14 protein-coding genes and 1 other annotated feature are annotated in these 17,712 nt (G+C 55.3%); of the genes, 7 read left to right on the plus strand and 7 right to left on the minus strand.

The features are described 5' to 3' along the window. Positions 1 to 2,460, minus strand: a complete 2,460-nt coding sequence (thrA, locus tag ACETPC_RS21905; RefSeq protein ID WP_380184583.1) for a bifunctional aspartate kinase/homoserine dehydrogenase I — start codon at positions 2,458 to 2,460, stop codon at positions 1 to 3. A gap of 22 nt (positions 2,461 to 2,482) precedes the next feature. Beyond that, positions 2,483 to 2,607: a sequence feature (Thr leader region), on the minus strand. A gap of 198 nt (positions 2,608 to 2,805) precedes the next feature. Continuing rightward, positions 2,806 to 3,501, minus strand: a complete 696-nt coding sequence (locus tag ACETPC_RS21910) for a tRNA/rRNA methyltransferase (protein WP_380184584.1) — start codon at positions 3,499 to 3,501, stop codon at positions 2,806 to 2,808. A gap of 607 nt (positions 3,502 to 4,108) precedes the next feature. Here ACETPC_RS21910 and arcA point away from each other — a divergent pair. After that, on the plus strand, positions 4,109 to 4,825 hold the full coding sequence (gene arcA, locus ACETPC_RS21915) for a two-component system response regulator ArcA (protein WP_336142790.1): 717 nt from the start codon (positions 4,109 to 4,111) through the stop codon (positions 4,823 to 4,825). Positions 4,826 to 4,874: 49 nt separating this feature from the next. On the opposite strand, the gene creA is transcribed toward arcA, so the two are convergent. Then, the gene (creA, locus tag ACETPC_RS21920; RefSeq protein ID WP_380184585.1) at positions 4,875 to 5,348 is read right to left on the minus strand and encodes a protein CreA; all 474 of its coding nucleotides are present in this window, start codon (positions 5,346 to 5,348) and stop codon (positions 4,875 to 4,877) included. 173 nt (positions 5,349 to 5,521) lie between these two features. Here creA and robA point away from each other — a divergent pair, with 173 nt between their 5' ends. Beyond that, positions 5,522 to 6,400: an MDR efflux pump AcrAB transcriptional activator RobA gene (robA, locus tag ACETPC_RS21925; protein WP_380184586.1), complete on the plus strand. Its 879-nt coding sequence runs from the start codon at positions 5,522 to 5,524 to the stop codon at positions 6,398 to 6,400. Between the two features lie 7 nt (positions 6,401 to 6,407). Here the strand turns inward: robA and gpmB are convergent, their stop codons facing one another. Next, entirely contained in the window at positions 6,408 to 7,055 is a 648-nt protein-coding gene (gpmB, locus tag ACETPC_RS21930) for a 2,3-diphosphoglycerate-dependent phosphoglycerate mutase GpmB (RefSeq protein WP_380184587.1), read from the minus strand. 51 nt (positions 7,056 to 7,106) lie between these two features. On the opposite strand from gpmB, the gene yjjX reads away from it, so the two are divergent. After that, the gene (yjjX, locus tag ACETPC_RS21935) at positions 7,107 to 7,649 is read left to right on the plus strand and encodes an inosine/xanthosine triphosphatase (RefSeq protein ID WP_380184588.1); all 543 of its coding nucleotides are present in this window, start codon (positions 7,107 to 7,109) and stop codon (positions 7,647 to 7,649) included. Here the strand turns inward: yjjX and trpR are convergent. Beyond that, positions 7,635 to 7,964 (minus strand): trp operon repressor, encoded by a 330-nt coding sequence (gene trpR, locus ACETPC_RS21940; protein WP_380184589.1) that lies wholly within the window; start codon positions 7,962 to 7,964, stop codon positions 7,635 to 7,637. The two genes, yjjX and trpR, sit on opposite strands and share 15 nt — an antisense overlap. 53 nt (positions 7,965 to 8,017) lie before the next feature. Then, entirely contained in the window at positions 8,018 to 9,940 is a 1,923-nt protein-coding gene (gene sltY / locus ACETPC_RS21945) for a murein transglycosylase (protein WP_380184622.1), read from the minus strand. Positions 9,941 to 10,280: 340 nt separating this feature from the next. Between sltY and ACETPC_RS21950 the strand changes: the two genes are divergently transcribed. From ACETPC_RS21950 to ettA, 3 genes are all read left to right on the plus strand, one after another. Continuing rightward, entirely contained in the window at positions 10,281 to 12,959 is a 2,679-nt protein-coding gene (locus ACETPC_RS21950) for an HAD-IC family P-type ATPase (RefSeq protein WP_380184590.1), read from the plus strand. A 153-nt stretch (positions 12,960 to 13,112) separates the two neighbouring features. Then, a complete protein-coding gene (gene deoR / locus ACETPC_RS21955; protein ID WP_380184591.1) occupies positions 13,113 to 13,883 on the plus strand; it encodes a DNA-binding transcriptional repressor DeoR in 771 nt (256 codons plus the stop codon). A 112-nt stretch (positions 13,884 to 13,995) separates the two neighbouring features. Continuing rightward, entirely contained in the window at positions 13,996 to 15,663 is a 1,668-nt protein-coding gene (gene ettA / locus ACETPC_RS21960) for an energy-dependent translational throttle protein EttA (RefSeq protein WP_380184592.1), read from the plus strand. A gap of 42 nt (positions 15,664 to 15,705) precedes the next feature. On the opposite strand, the gene ACETPC_RS21965 is transcribed toward ettA, so the two are convergent. Then, entirely contained in the window at positions 15,706 to 16,602 is an 897-nt protein-coding gene (locus ACETPC_RS21965) for a LysR family transcriptional regulator (RefSeq protein WP_380184623.1), read from the minus strand. A 97-nt stretch (positions 16,603 to 16,699) separates the two neighbouring features. On the opposite strand from ACETPC_RS21965, the gene ACETPC_RS21970 reads away from it, so the two are divergent. Beyond that, positions 16,700 to 17,701 carry a zinc-binding alcohol dehydrogenase family protein gene (locus ACETPC_RS21970; RefSeq protein ID WP_380184593.1) on the plus strand — a complete coding sequence of 334 codons (1,002 nt, stop codon included), beginning with the start codon at positions 16,700 to 16,702 and terminating at the stop codon, positions 17,699 to 17,701. Positions 17,702 to 17,712 lie beyond the last annotated feature (11 nt).

Genomic DNA, 17,712 nt, shown 5'->3' on the forward strand with positions numbered 1-17,712 from the left:
TTAAACTCCCAACTTCCATGACAAGGTGCGTAACAGATCGGCGAACACGCCTGCGGCGGTCACATCGTTACCGGCACCGTAACCGCGCAGTACCAGCGGAATAGGCTGATAGTAGCGGCTGTAAAACGCCAGTGCGTTTTCGCCGTTTTTCACTTTATACAGCGGATCGTTGCCGTCGACGGCATCGATTTTTACGCGGCAGCGTCCGCCCTCTTCAATTACGCCGACAAAACGCAGCACCTTGCCCTCTTCTGCCGCGCTGCGTACCCGCGTAGCAAAGGCATTGTCCAGCTCTGGCAAACGCTGCATAAAGGTTTCTACATCCAGCGAGGTGAATTCTGACGGCAGCACGGCCTCAATTTCAATATCGCTCAGCTCTAACTGGTGGCCCGCCTCACGCGCCAGGATTAGCAGCTTGCGTGCCACATCCATACCAGAGAGATCGTCGCGCGGATCCGGCTCGGTAAAGCCCATATCGCGCGCCATGCGCGTCGCTTCCGAAAGCGAGACGCCCTCGTCCAGCTTGCCGAAAATAAACGACAGCGAGCCGGAAAGAATGCCGGAGAAGCGCAGCAGCTCGTCGCCAGCGTTGAGCAAGTTTTGCAGATTTTCAATTACCGGCAGGCCTGCGCCAACATTGGTATCGTACAGGAATTTGCGGCGCGATTTCGCCGCCGCCGCGCGCATTTGCTGATAGTAATGCCACGAAGAAGTGTTGGCCTTTTTGTTTGGCGTAACTACGTGGAAACCATCCGCCAGGAAATCTGCGTATTGATCGGCCACGGCCTGGCTGGAGGTGCAGTCAACGATCACCGGGTTCAGCAGATGATACTCTTTCACCAGCCGGTTCAGGCGCGCAAGGTTAAAAGGCTCTTTCGCTTCTTTCAGTGCCGCCTGCCAGTTATCCAGCGGGATGCCGTGTACGTTGGTCAGCAGCGCTTTGGAATTGGCGATGCCGCAGACGCGCAGATCGATATGCTTGTTTTTCAGCCACGCCTGCTGACGGGAAAGCTGATCGATAAGCGCCGCGCCAACGCCGCCGACACCGATTACAAAGACTTCAATCACCTGATCGGTGGCGAACAGCATCTGATGCACCACGCGCACGCCGGTAGTGGCGTCGTCATTGTTCACAACAACTGAAATAGAGCGCTCAGAAGAGCCCTGCGCGATGGCGACGATATTGATATTGGCTCGCGCCAGCGCGGAGAAAAACTTCGCTGAAAGGCCGCGTAGCGTGCGCATGCCGTCGCCTACCACGGAGATAACGGCCAGGTTTTCCATCACGTCCAGCGGCTCCAGCAGGCCATCTTTCAGCTCAAGGAAAAACTCATCTTCCAGCACGCGGCGAGCGCGTAGCTGGTCGCTCTGTGGCACACAGAAACTAATGCTGTATTCAGAAGAGGATTGCGTAATCAGCACTACGGAGATGCCGCTGCGGGACATCGCCGCAAAAACGCGGGCTGCCATGCCGATCATCCCTTTCATGCCCGGCCCGGAGACGTTAAACATCGCCATATTGTTCAGGTTGGTGATGCCTTTTACCGGATTATCATCATCGCCGCTGTCGCCGCCGATCAGCGTGCCGGGCGCCTGCGGATTAGCAGTGTTTTTGATCAGACAGGGGATCTGGAACTGGGCGATTGGCGCGATAGTGCGCGGATGCAGCACTTTGGCACCAAAGTAGGAAAGCTCCATCGCCTCCTGATAGGACATAGTTTTAAGCAGGCGGGCATCGGGAACCTGACGGGGATCGCAGGTATACACGCCATCGACATCCGTCCAGATTTCGCAGCAGTCGGCGCGCAGACAGGCGGCCAGCACGGCAGCGGAATAATCGGAACCGTTACGGCCCAACACCACCAGTTCGCCCTTATCGTTGCCAGCGGTAAAGCCCGCCATCAGGATCATATTTTCCACCGGGATCTGTCCGGCAGCAATGCGGCGAGTAGATTCAGGAATATCTACTGTAGATTCAAGATAGTGACCTACGGCCAGCAGTTTCTCTACAGGATCGATTACGCTGACGCCGTAGCCGCGAGCGCGCAGCAGTTCTTCCATAATGGCGATGGAGAGCTTTTCGCCACGGCAGATAATAGCGGCATTGACACTGTCCGGACACTGGCCCAGCAGGCTGATACCGTGCAGCACCTGTTTTAGCTGGGCGAACTCCGCATCCACTACCGCTTTCAGACGGTCATAGCCAAAATCAGGCTCTGCTGCGGCCAGGCCTTTCAGCAGGGCGTCGAAAATGGTCTCGGCATCAAGCAGGTTAGCCTGGGCATCCTGCCCGCTGATGGTTTTTTCGATCATCGCCACCAGATGGTTGGTGATTTTCGCTGGCGCGGACAATACGGTAGCGACCTGTCCCTGCTTAGCATTGCTCTCCAGAATATCTGCCACGCGCAAAAATCTTTCCGCGTTGGCGACTGAGGTTCCACCGAATTTCAGCACTCGCATAATCATCTCCTGAATTTTTGCCGAAAAAAAAGCCCGCACTGTTTAAGGTGCGGGCTTTTTTTATTTTTTCCTGTATGCGTCAGCCCGCACCTTTACCTGTGGTAATGGTGGTGGTGGTAATAATGATTGTTGTCATCAGGCTGTGAGTACGCATTTTAGATTTTACTGTCTGTCTCGAATTTGTCCGCTTTCAGAAGTAAAGCAAAGCCTCTGCTAAGTCAATTTTTTTATCCGCTGGCGAAAAACCGCCAGCAAAACGGTTGCCAGGGATCCACGCTAAAAACAGATCTTAATCAGGGTGAAACCCGCTTATCCTTAGCATTTATCCCTGGAATTAAGTTATTATCAGGCGTTTTTATCTATAAGTTTTTTTTCTATGTCATGCAGCAGACGGTGCAGCATAGCGGTATCCCGCTGTTGCAGCAGGCCAAGACGCTGATCCAGCCAGTCAACCAGCTTCTGGTCATCGCTGACTTCAAGCCTGGCGACCAGCAAATTTACCCGCTGGCGCAGCGCGGCAAGCTGCTGCCCATCCGCTGGCGTCGCCTGCGCCGCGGTAACCTGACGCAGCGCGGAGAGCTGATAGCAGTAAACCATCACCGCCTGTCCCAAATTGAGCGAAGGGTAATCCGCCGCCATCGGGATGCCGGTTAGTAAATCCACCAGTTCAAGTTCTTCATTGGTCAGTCCGGTATCTTCCCGGCCAAACACCAGCGCCGCGCTGCCTAGCCACTGCTGTTTTTCGGCCAGCTGGCTTTCTACCTGTTGTGGCGTAGCGTAGTAGCGAAATTTTGCCCGGCTGCGCGCGGTTGTGGCGATGCTAAAATCAATATCCTCCAGCGCCGCAGCCAGCGACGGCCATTGCGTCGCTTTATCCAGGATCTCGCCAGCACCGTGGGCTACCCGGCGCGCAGCCGGATCCAGATGCGCCTGACTCTCCACGATCCTTAATTCTTCAAATCCCATGGTTTTCATGGCGCGAGCCGCCGCCCCGACGTTTTCTGGTCGGGCGGGTGCAACAAGTATCAGGGAAAAACGCATAACGGCCTTCTTAAGTGCTAATGAACGGAATTTTTACAATGACTACGGCATAAAGTGGTCGCGAAACCCTTATGCTGATTTTAACAAATCAACAACATAATAACAGTGAATCTGACCAGCCATAATTGAAAACTACGGCGCCGATCGGTAAATTTTAGTGATAAAAACATTTATCTACAGATAAACTCATTTACTTCAGTCAATTAAGAAATGTTAAAATTTAGCTATACTCTTCTCAGATAATTGCCCTAAATACTCCATCAACAGACGGTGCTTTCTGCGCTAAACCGCCCTGCCGTGAGGCATTTTTCAACAGCACCTCAACGTGCTACAATTGGTTTGATATAAGTCAATTAAGCTTTATTTATTGGCTGTTGGCCGTGGCTTGTGCTGTTATGTTGCTGTTAATGAGGTTAGGATATACGCCATTTTTGACCTTGCCGAGACAGGGAATATACCCTTTTTACCTGGGATGTTCCGGTCCATGAATGGCTTGTGAACATATTCCGTACAGCCCGCGTTACGCATCAGCTGATGCCTGCGTATTATCAATACGGTAACCGCTGTATGCCCATATCGTTTTTTGGCAATTTTAGGTAGCAAACACATGCAGACCCCGCACATACTTATCGTTGAAGACGAATTAGTTACTCGCAATACTCTCAAAAGTATTTTTGAGGCCGAAGGCTACATGGTTTATGAAGCTACGGACGGTGCAGAGATGCATCAGGTTTTGACCGAGAACGACGTCAATCTGGTCATTATGGACATCAACCTTCCCGGCAAAAACGGCCTGCTGCTGGCGCGCGAGCTGCGCGAGCAGGCCAACGTGGCGCTGATGTTCCTGACTGGCAGAGATAATGAAGTCGACAAAATTCTTGGCCTCGAAATCGGTGCGGATGACTACATAACCAAGCCTTTTAATCCACGCGAGCTGACTATTCGCGCCCGTAACCTGCTGTCACGTACCATGAACCTGGCACCGCACAGCGAAGAGCGCAAGCTGGTTGAAAGCTATCGCTTCAACGGTTGGGAACTGGATATCAACAGCCGCTCTCTGATCAGCCCGCAGGGCGAGCAGTATAAACTGCCGCGCAGCGAGTTTCGTGCCATGCTGCACTTCTGCGAGAATCCGGGCAAGATCCAGACCCGCGCCGATCTGCTGAAGAAGATGACCGGCCGCGAGCTGAAGCCACACGATCGCACCGTGGACGTTACTATCCGTCGTATTCGTAAGCATTTTGAGTCTACGCCGGATACACCGGAAATCATCGCTACTATTCACGGCGAGGGTTACCGCTTCTGCGGCGACCTGCAGGAATAGCCAGTGCCGCGCTAAAGGGCCGCTTACCGCGGCCCTGTTCCGTTTTTCCTTAGCGGTTCCACGGCATAATCGGCACGGCACTCAGAGCGTTTTTAGGCGAGCCGTCTACAACCTTGTCTGAGTAGCTAAGGTAAATGAGCGCGTTGCGTTTACGATCGTAAAAACGCACCACCTGCAGCTTTTTAAATACCAGCGACGTGCGCTTGCGAAAAACCACTTCGCCTTCCGCTTTTCCCTGGGCGATTTTATCGCTGAGCGTTATTGGCCCAACCTGCTGACAGGATATCGCCGCATCTGAGGTATCTTCCGCCAGCCCTAATCCCCCTTTGATTCCGCCGGTTTTGGCGCGGCTAAGATAGCAGGTCACGTTCTGTACATCGGGATCGTCGAAAGCTTCGACCACAATTTTGTGATCCGGCCCGAACACTTTAAAGGTAGTATCTACCGAGCCTACTACCTCAGCGCGTGCGGCAACAGAGGCAAAAATCACGGCTGTGACTATTAACAATTTTTTCATTATCATAACGTTACCATTGCAAAGAAAATAGCTGACATTGTAAGTTAACCCGCTTAGCGTTTTTACACTGGCGGCCCTGGCGCGCCCTGGTATAGCATACAGCACTGAAAAAGGTTCGTGCGCCATCAGCATTTTGTCGAACTGTTACTGATCAACATTAACCAGGATGAGGACGATTTATGGATCAAGCCGGTATCATTCGCGATTTGCTTGTCTGGCTTGAAAGCCACCTTGACCAGCCGCTCTCTTTGGACCATGTCGCCGCCCGAGCGGGCTACTCAAAATGGCATTTACAAAGGATGTTTAAAGAGGTCACGGGTCATGCCATCGGCGCCTATATTCGTGCGCGCAGGCTGTCAAAGGCAGCGGTTGCACTGCGTCTTACCAGTCGTCCGATTCTGGATATCGCCCTACAGTACCGCTTTGACTCTCAGCAAACCTTTACGCGCGCTTTCAAGAAGCAGTTTAACCAAACGCCAGCCTGGTACCGCCGCGCTTCCGACTGGCACTCTTTTGGGCTGCGTCCGCCAATTCGGCTGGATGATGTTCAGCTACCGGAAGCAACCTACGTCAGCCTGCCGGAAACGGTGCTGGTGGGGCAAACGCAGAGCTATACCTGTACGCTGGAGCAGATCTCCAGCTATCGCGATGAGATGCGGCTGCATTTCTGGCGCCAGTTTCTGACCGAAACGGATATGATTCCGCCGGTGCTGTACGGCCTGCACCAGTCACGCCCGAGCCTGGAGAAAGACGACGAGCAGGAGATCCTCTATACCACCGCCGTGCCGTCCGACAAGCTGTTTCAGCCCGTACCCGCCACGCAGACGGTGCTGCTGGAAGGCGGCGAGTACGTGCAGTTTACCTACGAAGGGCCAAGAACCAACCTGCAGGAGTTTATCCTACAGATTTACGGCACCTGTATGCCGACGCTGCAGCTAACGCGCCGACACGGCCAGGACATCGAGCGCTTTTACACGCACGGCGGCAAAAAGCTGCCGGAGCCGCCAAAAGATATCCGCTGTGAGTATCTGATTCCGATCCGCCGCCAGCCCGAGTAACCAGCCGCTAGCGCTGCAGCTCGTCCAGCGACGGCTCGTCCAGATGCGAGATATCTCCTGCCGTTTCCACGACCCAGCCGGACGCCAGCCACGCGCTCTGCTGGTGATCAACGCGGGAGATCGAGCAGTTACGCAGCCGCAGCCGCCGTTCGGCATGGGCCGGCAAGCCCAGTAAGGTGCTGACCAGCACGCCCAGCGCCATGCCGTGGCTGACCAGCAGCGGACGGCTTCCGGCAGGCAGCTTCAGGCAGGCATTCAGCGCCTCTTGCATGCGGGCGGCCATCTCCGTCATCGACTCGCCGTTTGGGATACGCCCATTTTCCGTGCCGTTAACCAGCGTAGCGCGCCAGCCCTCTTCTTCCGGCGTCAGCGAGTCCAGCGGACGCTGCTCCAGCACGCCCATATTCAGCTCGCGCAGGCGTGGATCCAGCGCGACATCGCAGCCGCAGGCGTCGGCGATGATTTCCGCCGTCCGCCTGGTGCGGCCCAGGTCACTGGCGATAACGTGAGTGATGCCCAGATGTTTCATCCGCTCACCCACCTGTCTCGCCTGGTGCTCTCCTTTAGCCGTCAGCGCGCTGTCCGACTGTCCCTGAATGCGTCTCGCTGCATTCCAAAGCGTTTCTCCGTGGCGAACAAGATAGACCTGTAACATTGCTTTTTTCCGTTATACTGCGGCAAATTTGCGTAAGGGGTTCAAATAATTATGTACCATGTTGTCGCTGCAACCATTAATCCGGCAAAAATTAAGGCAATTTCTCAGGCGTTCAGCGATATTTTCGGTGAGGGATCCTGCCATATGGAAGGCATTGAGGTCGACAGTGGCGTGGCTGCCCAGCCCCTTACTGATGCAGAAACGAGAACTGGCGCACGCCAGCGCGTACAGAATGCCCGGCAGCTTCGGCCAGAAGCGGATTTTTGGGTAGCCGTTGAAGCCGGGATTGAAGGCGAAAGCGCTTTCGCCTGGATGGTGATTGAAAACCGGCAGCAGCGTGGTGAATCGCGCTCGGCCAGCTTTACGCTGCCGCCGGTAGTGGTAAAAGGCATCGCGGCCGGACGCGAGCTGGGCGAAGTGATGGCAAGCCTGACCGGCATCGAGAATATCAAGCAAAAAGGCGGCGCTATTGGTGCTTTTACCGCAGGCCGCCTGAGCCGTACCAGCGTTTATCATCAGGCGCTAATCCTGGCGCTCTGTCCTTTTCATAATGCCGTCTACCAGCAGGACGCGGACGACTCAGCGCTTATCTGAACCGCTTAGCAACTGCGCTTCCAGCCAGCTTTTTAACGCTGGCGGTGCGCTTTTCAGGCTATTGGATCCCCGCGTGATGGTAGCAATGCCCACGCCCAGATCGTTTTTCAGCTCGCGCTGGCTCATCTCGCCGCGCATCAGCTCTTCAATAATGCGCAGACGCGTGCCCAGAGCCTCGCGCTCGTCCGGCGTCATCATCAATTGCAGCAGCGGCAGATGCAGCCCCTTGTCAAAGGCGTGCTGCAGCAGCGCCACAAAGCGCTGCCACTCTTCATTGTGCGGTTCCATGGTTACGGGAACGGAAGGTTCGGTCATAGTCAGCCCATACTCTTTAACTAGTACAGCAGCATAGCACAGGCCGGGCCGAATCAATAGCGCCGCTGCCACTCGCCGTCAGAGAGGATATTATCCGACTGCTGCATAAAGTGTCGGTAGTAGGCATCATAAGCCAGCACGTTTTTAACGTAGTTACGCGTTTCCGAAAAAGGGATGGTTTCGATAAAGGCTACCGCGTCCAGCCGTCCGGCGCTGTTGCCCAGCCAGGTCCTTACCCGCGACGGCCCGGCGTTATAGGCAGCCGAAGAGAAAATACGGTTCTGGCCGAACTGCTGGTAGACAGATTCCAGGTACTGCGTGCCAATCTGGATGTTGGTTTCCGCATCCAGTAATTGGCTGCTGTTGCCGTAGCCCGGCAGGCTATAGGTTTTAACGGTGTGCTGCGCGGTGGCAGGCATAACCTGCATCAGGCCAGACGCGCCGACCGGCGAACGGGCTTTAGGATTCCAGGCGCTTTCCTGGCGGGCGATCGCCATGGCATAGCTGATCGGGATGGCTTTGCCCTGCGTATAGCGCCTGAACTGCTCCTGGTAAGCCAGCGGGAAACGCTCTTTCAGGCTGTTCCATAGTTTGCCTGAAATAGTCGCCTGCACGCTAAGTACCCACCAGTTTTGCTCGTAGGCGTAGCGCGCCAGCTGCTGTTGCTGGCTACGATTTTTGCTGCCGACCAGATAGCTCCATTCGGTGCGCGCCAGGTTATCCATATTCCAGTACATCAGCTCACGCACGCGGGCGATTTCCGGTCCCTGCGTCAAACTGCTGTCGACCGCTGGCGCCTCATCAACCTGCAAAGGGAAAGCGACGCCAAGGCGCTGAGCCGCAACCATTGGATAGAAGCCGCGCTCCTGCATCAGGCGGCGCAGGATCTTATCGGCCTCTTCTTTACGGCCTTTCTCCAGCAGCAGATCGGCCTGCCAGTATTGCCATTCATCTTTCTGTTTGCTTTCGACCGGCAGGCGCGCAATCCAGGTATTTAGCCCGCGCCGATCGTTATTGCCCAGCGACATCCTTACGCGGCGCTCAATCAGCGAATCCGAATCGCTGCGCATGATGACATCATCCCGCCAGCGGCCCTGCTCTGTGGTCACATCGTTGCCCATCAGCCGCCAGGCAACGGCCTCTTTTAAAGATTGCTCTTCCTGCTCGCTCAGCTTCTGTAGCCGCACCAGCGACGGGATCATCGCACGGGCGTTTTCAGCATCTTCGCGCGCGACGCGGGCGAAGGCGATAGCCGTTGCCTGGCGGGTAAAGTCAGTGGGGCCTGCGATGCGGGCAAACGCCTCTACGTTCTGCGGATTGTTTTGTAGATCCATCACCGCGTTGGCGATGGTCTGGTAATCCTCCGGTAGTTGTTTAGCCAGGAAGTTCACCAGGTTACTGTCACCGGCTACCATCGCCAGGCGAATGCGTTCCAGCGTGGTAATCGGTGTCTGTTCGCCTGCCGCCTGCCAGACTGTAAACAATTTATCGCAGGCAGAAGGCAGCGAGGTGCCGCGCAGCCAGATCGATTTAGCACCTTGCCAGGCGACCTGCTGCTCGCCAGTAGCCCATTTGGCATAGTACCAGTTACAGCGGGCGGCTACCGGCTTCGGTTCAGTAGGGCTGAATACCAGCAGCCCGCGCCAGTCTTCCCGCCGTGCCAGCTCGTTGATAAAGCGAGATGAAAGCGTGCGTACCGGCGGCAGCGTCGGATATTTTTTAATGAAGTCGTTAATCACAAAGCTGCTTTGCTGATCGAGATTTTGCGCCAGCTCGCGATATTCAAGATAAGGATAAAGCGGGTAATCGCGCAGCGTGGGCATCAGCTCCGCAACCTGATCCATTTGTTTATTATCCCAGGCCTGTTTGATTTGCAGATAGCGCGTACGCTGCGCATCCAGCGAGTCCGCCTGTGCCGTGCCTGCTACTATCGCCAGGCAGGCGCCCGCAATCCAAACCTGCCACTTGTCCGCCATGACTTTTCCCACGTTAACGCCTCTCTTTGTCCTGTTCTCAACACTTAAGCTCTTAACATGCTAACCAGGCCTGGCGACTCCCGCTATGTCAGGCCCGTAAATTTACGTAGCCTGACCTTTTTAAACTGTTATTAAATTATGCGCAGGTAGCTGATTTTTCTCATTTAAAGGTTAATTAAGATCAATTTCCTCCGCTGCGCTTTCCTTCAGCATGACCTCCCTCTGCTCACGCCAACGTTAGTCGTTTTATGCATCACCAACAAAATGGCGGTTAGTTAACCCAGGGTTTCTGGCCGTTTGCAAAGAGCTTCCGTTGTTATTTTTTCTGCAAGGATTACCAGTGACGCAAAAAATAAACCAGGCGCCCGCCTGGCATCGCTACGATGCGGCTGGCGTAATAAGAAGAATGCAAAGCCATGAGTCCGGCCTTTCCACAGAAGAGGCGCGCAAACGTTTGAGCGGCATCGGCCCTAATAAGCTGCCCTCGCGCAAAAGGAAAAACGTGCCAGTCCGCTTTCTGGCCCACTCTACCGATGCGCTGAGCTGCAGCTTGCTGCTAGCTGCAACATTAACAGCTACGGCTGAACGCTGGCTGGAGACCGCCATTATCCTTGCCGTTATTACGATAAACGCGCTCGCTGGCTGGCTGCAGCACAGCGACGAAGAGAACGCGTTAAAAAACCTTGCGGGGCTGCTTCCTGAGCAAACGCTGGTAAGGCGTGACGGCATAGTCGCGCTGCTGGCTACCAGCGAACTGGTGCCGGGCGACATAGTTATATTAAATGCAGGCGATAAAGCGCCTGCCGATCTCCGGTTGATCACCACGCACGATTTACAGGTAGACGAAACTCTCCTGACCGGCAGATGCGGCTTCGTCGCCAAACAGGCGGCCGCAATCATTAGCGAAACGCCTGCGGGCCAGTGCAGCAATATGCTTTTTTCCGGCTCGACGATCGTTTCTGGCAGCGCCACCGGGATTGCGGTGGCAACCGGCAGTAAAATGGAATTGGGCAAAATTTGTTGCATGCTGACAGCTATTAAGCCATCGCCAGGCCCGCTATTAAAACGGCTTTGCAAAGGCTTTTTGTTGACGGTTACGACGACGATCGCTTTTCTGTTTTTTTACTCACTGCTAAGACATGGCTTGCCCTTAATCGAGCTGTTGCCGAGGCTATCCGGCCTGATTCTTGCCGCCATCCCTGCGGGATTGCCCACAATTATCGTCCTGACGTTAATGATGGGCGCACGCACGATGGCGAAGAAAAATATCCTTATCCGCAAGCTGCCTGCGACAGAGAAGCTGGGAGCAGTAAGCGTGATTTGTAGCGATAAAAAAGGCGTGCTGACAAGCAACGAAATGACGGTTAAAGCGCTGATACTGCACAACGAGACGATCCGCGTGGAGGGAAACGGCTACAGACCGGAAGGACGTTTCCTGCAGGAAAAGGGCTATAGTGTAGTGGAACCTGCGGCGCATGCTCAGCTTAGCCGCCTGCTGCAAAATCTGGACCTGTGCAACGACAGTGCGCTATTGCAGGATAAACAAGGAAAATGGCGCATTACCGGCAATCCGGAACTGGGCGCGCTTAAGGTAGCGGCAGCTAAAGCGCATATACCGGGATCCGAAGTACGGCTGCTGGCTAAGCTTCCGTTCGACAACGCCAGAAAATATCAGGCAACGCGCCATCTGATTAACGGTGTCGACTATCTGCTGGCAACCGGTGAACCAGAAGCGCTTTTATCGCTGTGCGACTTTCAACAAACCGCGCAGGGCCTGGCGCCGCTGGATATCGACTTCTGGCGGCAGCGGCTGGCGCAGCATGCTGGCGAAGGGCTACAGGCGATCGCCAGCGCCTGGCGCCTGGCTGATGAAAATCAGCCAGGCCTTGATCACGACTACCTGCAACAAGGCCTGATTTTTTGCGGGATGGCAACCCTGATCGACCCGCCACGCCAGGAGGTGACCGAGGCAATTGCTCGCTGCCACCGGGCTGGCGTTCAGGTCAAAATGTTTGCCGACGAGCGACCAGCGACGGCGCTGGTAATGGGCCGAATGTTGGGCATCGGCGATGGCCGCAGCGCGCTTGATAGCCGCCATCTGGAGGCAATGACCGACGCCGAACTGGCGCTGGCGGCAAGCCGTCACGATATCTTTCTGAATTTCCAGCCTCAGCATAAACGGCGCCTGGTCGAAGCGCTGCAAAGCCAGGGCGAAACAGTCGCCATAACCGGGCATGGCGTTTACGATACGCCAGCGCTGAAACAGGCCGACGTCGGCATCGCTCTGGGCGATAACAGCGCCGAAGCGGCAAAAGAAGTCGCCGATATAATAACGGGCAACGGCAGCTTTGCCTCTCTCGCGGATGCCGTTCAGGAAGGCCAGCGCATTCGTGATAGCCTGAAAAAAATTGTGCGGTTTGTTCTGCCAGTTTGCCTGGCGCAGACGCTGTTGTTTATCTTCGCCACGATGGCGGGAAAAATGACGCCGCTGATGCCGCTACAGATCCTTTGGATAAATATTATCGCGTCGATTACGCTTGCCCTTAGCCTGATTTTTAGAAAAACCGATGCGCAAGCAATGCGTACCGGACGGTGCGAAACGACCTCTTCGGAGAAGAGCCGTCTGTTTTGGCAGAGCTGTCTGGTTGGCGTGCTGATTATGTTGTTCGCATTCGCCGTAGAAGACTGGCTGCAGGCATACGGCCACGAGCCAGCATTTATCCATACCCTACTGCTGCAGGTCATAGTAGTGGCGCAGATCGCCTGGATAGTCAGCTGCCATGAACCAGAAGGTTTCCCGCTGCATACCGGACTGCTGAAAAGCCACTGTATCTGGCTGACCGGCGGCCTGCTGGTACTGCTTCAGCTGGCCGTAACCGCCTGGCCGCCAATGAACAAACTTTTTGGCACCACGCCGCTGCCGCTGGATTTCTGGCTGATTGCGCTGGCCTCTGGCGCACTGCTCTTTACCGCGTTTGAGCTGGAGAAATTGCTGTTAAGACGAGAGCTTAAAAAATAGTCTGGCGGCAGATTCGCAGGCGCTGCCGTTTGCGGCCTTTTCCCAATGCGGGTAAGATAGCCTATCTGCCCGCTTCTTTGCGCAACCTACTAAAATAGCAGCTTTTTATGCGAGAAAGCGGCCTTCGACATTGCCATGCAGGAACAACTTCTTATGGAAACCCGCAGCAGCGAGCGAGTAAAAAAACTGGCTCACGCATTAAAGCGTACCGACAAGATCCATCTGAAAGAGGCGGCGGCGCTGCTGGGCGTTTCCGAAATGACTATTCGCCGCGATCTGGGCGAGCAGCCTTCTTCCGTGGCGCTGCTTGGCGGCTATATCGTTAACGATCCCAAAAGCAGCCAGCGTCACTATTTCGTTACCGACCAGCAGACGCACAACGTAGAGAAAAAGCGGCTGCTGGGCCAGCTGGCGGCTACGCTGATCCAGCCTGGCGACACTGTTTTCTTCGATTGCGGCACCACGATGCCGTGGATTATTGATGCTATTGATAATGAACTGGAATTTATCGCTATCTGCTGCGCGGTCAATACCTTCCTGGCGCTCAAGGAGAAGCCTCGCTGCAAAGTGATCCTCAACGGCGGCGAGTTTCATGCCGACAATGCGATTTTTACGCCGCTTGGCCAGGGATCGGTTATCGATAATCTCTGCCCGGAAAAAGCATTTATCTCCGCGGCGGGCATCGATACCGAACAAGGGGTTACCTGCTTCAACCTTAACGAGCTGCCGATGAAGCATCAGGCTTTACAGCGCGCCAGCCAAAAAATCCTGGTGGCGGACAGCAGCAAATTCGGCAAAGTGCTGCCTGCGCGCATCGGCGATCTCGCTTTGTTTGATATGTTAATCAGCGACGCAGCCGCGCCGGAAGCGCTTGCAAGCCAGCTGGCACAGGCGGACGTCGCGCTGCGCTACCCGACACTCTGAGCATAATCTGCCGTCTGCGTCTGTGATTGCCGGGTGAAACCAGCTAAACTTCGCTATCTGAAAGGGCAGCGACTGCCCGGTTATTACACAGACACCAAGAGGCTCATCCTACGTGGCTCAATTCGTCTATAGCATGCATCGCGTCGGCAAAGTGGTTCCGCCGAAGCGTCATATCCTGAAAAATATCTCCCTGAGCTTTTTCCCGGGCGCGAAAATCGGCGTACTGGGTTTAAACGGCGCGGGTAAATCAACGCTGCTGCGCATTATGGCCGGCATCGATAAAGATATCGAAGGGGAAGCTCGCCCGCAGCCCGGCATCAAAATCGGCTATCTGCCGCAGGAGCCGCAGCTCAACCTGGAGCACACCGTTCGTGAATCGGTAGAGGAAGCGCTGGCCGAAGTCGTCGGCGCGCTGAAGCGCCTGGACGAGGTCTACGCGCTCTACGCAGAAGAAGATGCGGACTTCGACAAGCTGGCCGCTGAACAGGGCCGTCTGGAAGAGATTATCCAGGCGCACGACGGTCACAACCTGAATACTCAGCTGGAACGCGCCGCCGATGCGCTGCGTCTGCCGGACTGGGATGCCAAAGTTGCGAATCTTTCCGGTGGTGAGCGCCGCCGCGTCGCGCTCTGCCGTCTGCTGCTGGAAAAACCAGATATGCTGCTGCTGGACGAACCAACCAACCACCTGGATGCGGAATCCGTGGCCTGGCTGGAGCGTTTCCTGCACGACTTCGAAGGCACCGTGGTTGCGATTACCCACGACCGTTACTTCCTGGACAATGTGGCAGGCTGGATCCTGGAGCTGGACCGTGGTGAAGGCATTCCGTGGGAAGGCAACTACTCTTCCTGGCTGGAGCAGAAAGATGCTCGTCTGGCGCAGGAAGCCTCAAGCGAAGCGGCCCGCCGTAAATCGATTGAGAAAGAGCTGGAGTGGGTGCGCGCCGGCACCAAAGGCCGTCAGTCTAAAGGCAAAGCCCGTCTGGCACGCTTTGAAGAGCTGAACAACACCGATTACCAGAAGCGTAACGAGACCAACGAGCTGTTTATTCCGCCAGGCGCGCGCCTGGGCGATAAAGTGCTGGAGGTCAGCAACCTGCGCAAATCTTATGGCGATCGCGTGTTGATTGACGATCTTTCCTTCTCAGTACCGAAAGGCGCTATTGTCGGCATCATCGGCCCGAACGGCGCGGGTAAATCCACGCTGTTCCGCATGATGTCCGGTCAGGAACAGCCGGATTCCGGCAGCATCGTGCTGGGCGATACCGTGAAGCTGGCCTCGGTCGATCAGTTCCGCGACAGCATGGATAATTCCAAAACCGTTTGGGAAGAAGTTTCCGGCGGCCAGGATATTATGCGTATCGGCAACACCGAGATGCCAAGCCGCGCCTATGTTGGCCGCTTTAACTTTAAAGGCGTCGATCAGGGCAAACGCGTGGGCGAACTTTCCGGCGGCGAGCGCGGTCGTCTGCATCTGGCCAAGCTGCTGCAGGTTGGCGGCAACATGCTGCTGCTTGATGAGCCAACCAACGACCTGGATATCGAAACCCTGCGCGCGCTGGAAAACGCCCTGCTGGAATTCCCGGGCTGCGCGATGGTGATCTCGCATGACCGCTGGTTCCTGGACCGTATCGCTACCCATATCCTGGATTACCAGGACGAAGGCAAGATCGAGTTCTTTGAAGGTAACTTTACCGAATACGAAGAGTACAAGAAGCGTACCCTGGGCGCCGAAGCCCTGGAGCCAAAACGCATCAAGTACAAGCGTATGACCAAGTAAAAGCCTGCACCGCGCCCAGTTCATTACGGGCGCGGCATTTTCCTATTTATAAAACTCTCTGAATATCTCTGACTCCAGCGCAAAATCCACAAAGCGCACCAGCGCAGGCGAATTCAGTTTGCGGCTTGGGTACACCAGCCACAGTTCACTACCCAGCGCTTTCCACTCCTGTAATACCTCTACCAGCTTGCCTTCGGCCAGCATCTCTTTAGCCAGCATTTCCGGCAGCAGCGTAATACCTGCGTCGGCCAGCGCGCACTCCCGCGCATAGAGCAGATTATCCGTGGTGTGCACCGGCGGGAGCTGCCAGCGGTAATATTCATCTTCTTTTCTTAGCGGCCACTCGTTCCATACCCGATGAGCGATACAGCGATGATCGGCCAGCTGCTGCGGATGCGTCAAAGCCTCATAGCGCGCCAGATAGGCTGGCGAAGCCACCAGCAGACGCTTGCAGTAGCCGACCCGCCGCCCAATCAACGACGATTCCTGTGGCTGTCCGGTGCGCAACGCAATATCAAAACCCTCTTGTACGATGTCGTGCACCTGATCGGAGACGGAAACTTCCAGCGTGACATCCGGATAAGTCTTCTGAAAAGCGGCATTGAAGCGCGCCAGCAGCGTAGCGCCAATGCCAGCGGGTGAAGTAATACGCAATCGCCCGCTGGGATTGTCCCGCAGCCGATCTATGGTCATGCCAGCCCTTTCGCTGGCCTGTAGCATCTCCCGGCAATGCACCAGATAACGCTCGCCGGCAAAGGTCAGATTGAGCTGACGGGTGGTGCGGTTAATCAGGCGCAATCCCAGCGCCTGCTCAAGCTGACTAATGCGCTGGCTGACGCTTGATTTAGGAAGCCCCGCGCGTTTCGCCGCGCCGGTAAAACTACCGCACTCGGCTACCATGGCAAAAAGAGCCATGTCCTGTAGCTGCTTAAACATAATTGTTCACCTGAAACGAACACTGAATTAGTAATTGTACGGCTTATCATTAGCCTGCTTAGCTTCTACACTCAATAGCACAACTTAAAGGAGATGCGCTATGACAATCCGAGCTATTGCCGTTAATCCAGAAAAACCGGATCAATTTATTGAAATACAAACAGATAAGCGTGGACCTGAAGGCTACGATCTGCTGGTTGAGGTAAAAGCCGCCTCGGTAAACCCGGTTGATACGAAAGTACATAAAGGCGCGCAGAAAAAGGGTCTCGATGAGCCACGTATCCTGGGCTGGGACGCCAGCGGCGTGGTGCTGGAAGTGGGCAGCCAGGCCAGCGGCTTTAAGCCAGGCGACGAGGTTTACTATGCGGGCGATATTACCCGTCCGGGCAGCAATGCGACTCAGCAACTTATCGATTCCCGCATTGTCGGTCATAAACCTGCCTCGCTGAACTGGGCGGAAGCCGCAGCTATTCCGCTTACCGCGCTGACGGCCTGGGAAGGTCTTTTCGACCGTCTGCATATTGATAAGGCTGAAGAAGGCAAAACTTTGTTAATAGTGGGCGGCGCGGGCGGCGTCGGCTCGCTGGCGATCCCGTTCGCTAAGCTGCACAGCAAGGTTAAAATCATCGCTACCGCTTCGCGTCCTGATTCGGCGCAGTGGTGTAAAGATCGCGGCGCCGACCTGGTGATCGATTACAAAGATATGCCTGCGGAACTGGAAAAGCATAACCTGAAGCAGGTGGACTATATCTTTTGCCTGAACGACACCGACGGCCACTGGGAAACGCTGGCGCAGCTGATTGCGCCACAGGGCCAGATCTGCACCATCGTGGAAAACGAGAAGCCGCTTAATATGGATCAGCTCAAGCTGAAAAGCGCCGCGCTGCACTGGGAATTTATGTATACCCGCAGCATGTACAACACGCCGGATATCGCCCGTCAGGGAGAGGTTCTGGCGGCGACCGCGAAATTGCTGGACGAAGGCAAAGTCACGACTTCACTGAGCAAAACGCTACACGGCCTGAGCGTGGAAACGCTGACCGAAGCCCACCGGTTGGTGCTGGAAGGCCATATGCGCGGCAAAGTGGTAATGGTTTACTGATTGTAGTTACC

The organism is Pantoea sp. sgz302252, assembly GCF_042610525.1.
Lineage (GTDB): Bacteria > Pseudomonadota > Gammaproteobacteria > Enterobacterales > Enterobacteriaceae > Erwinia.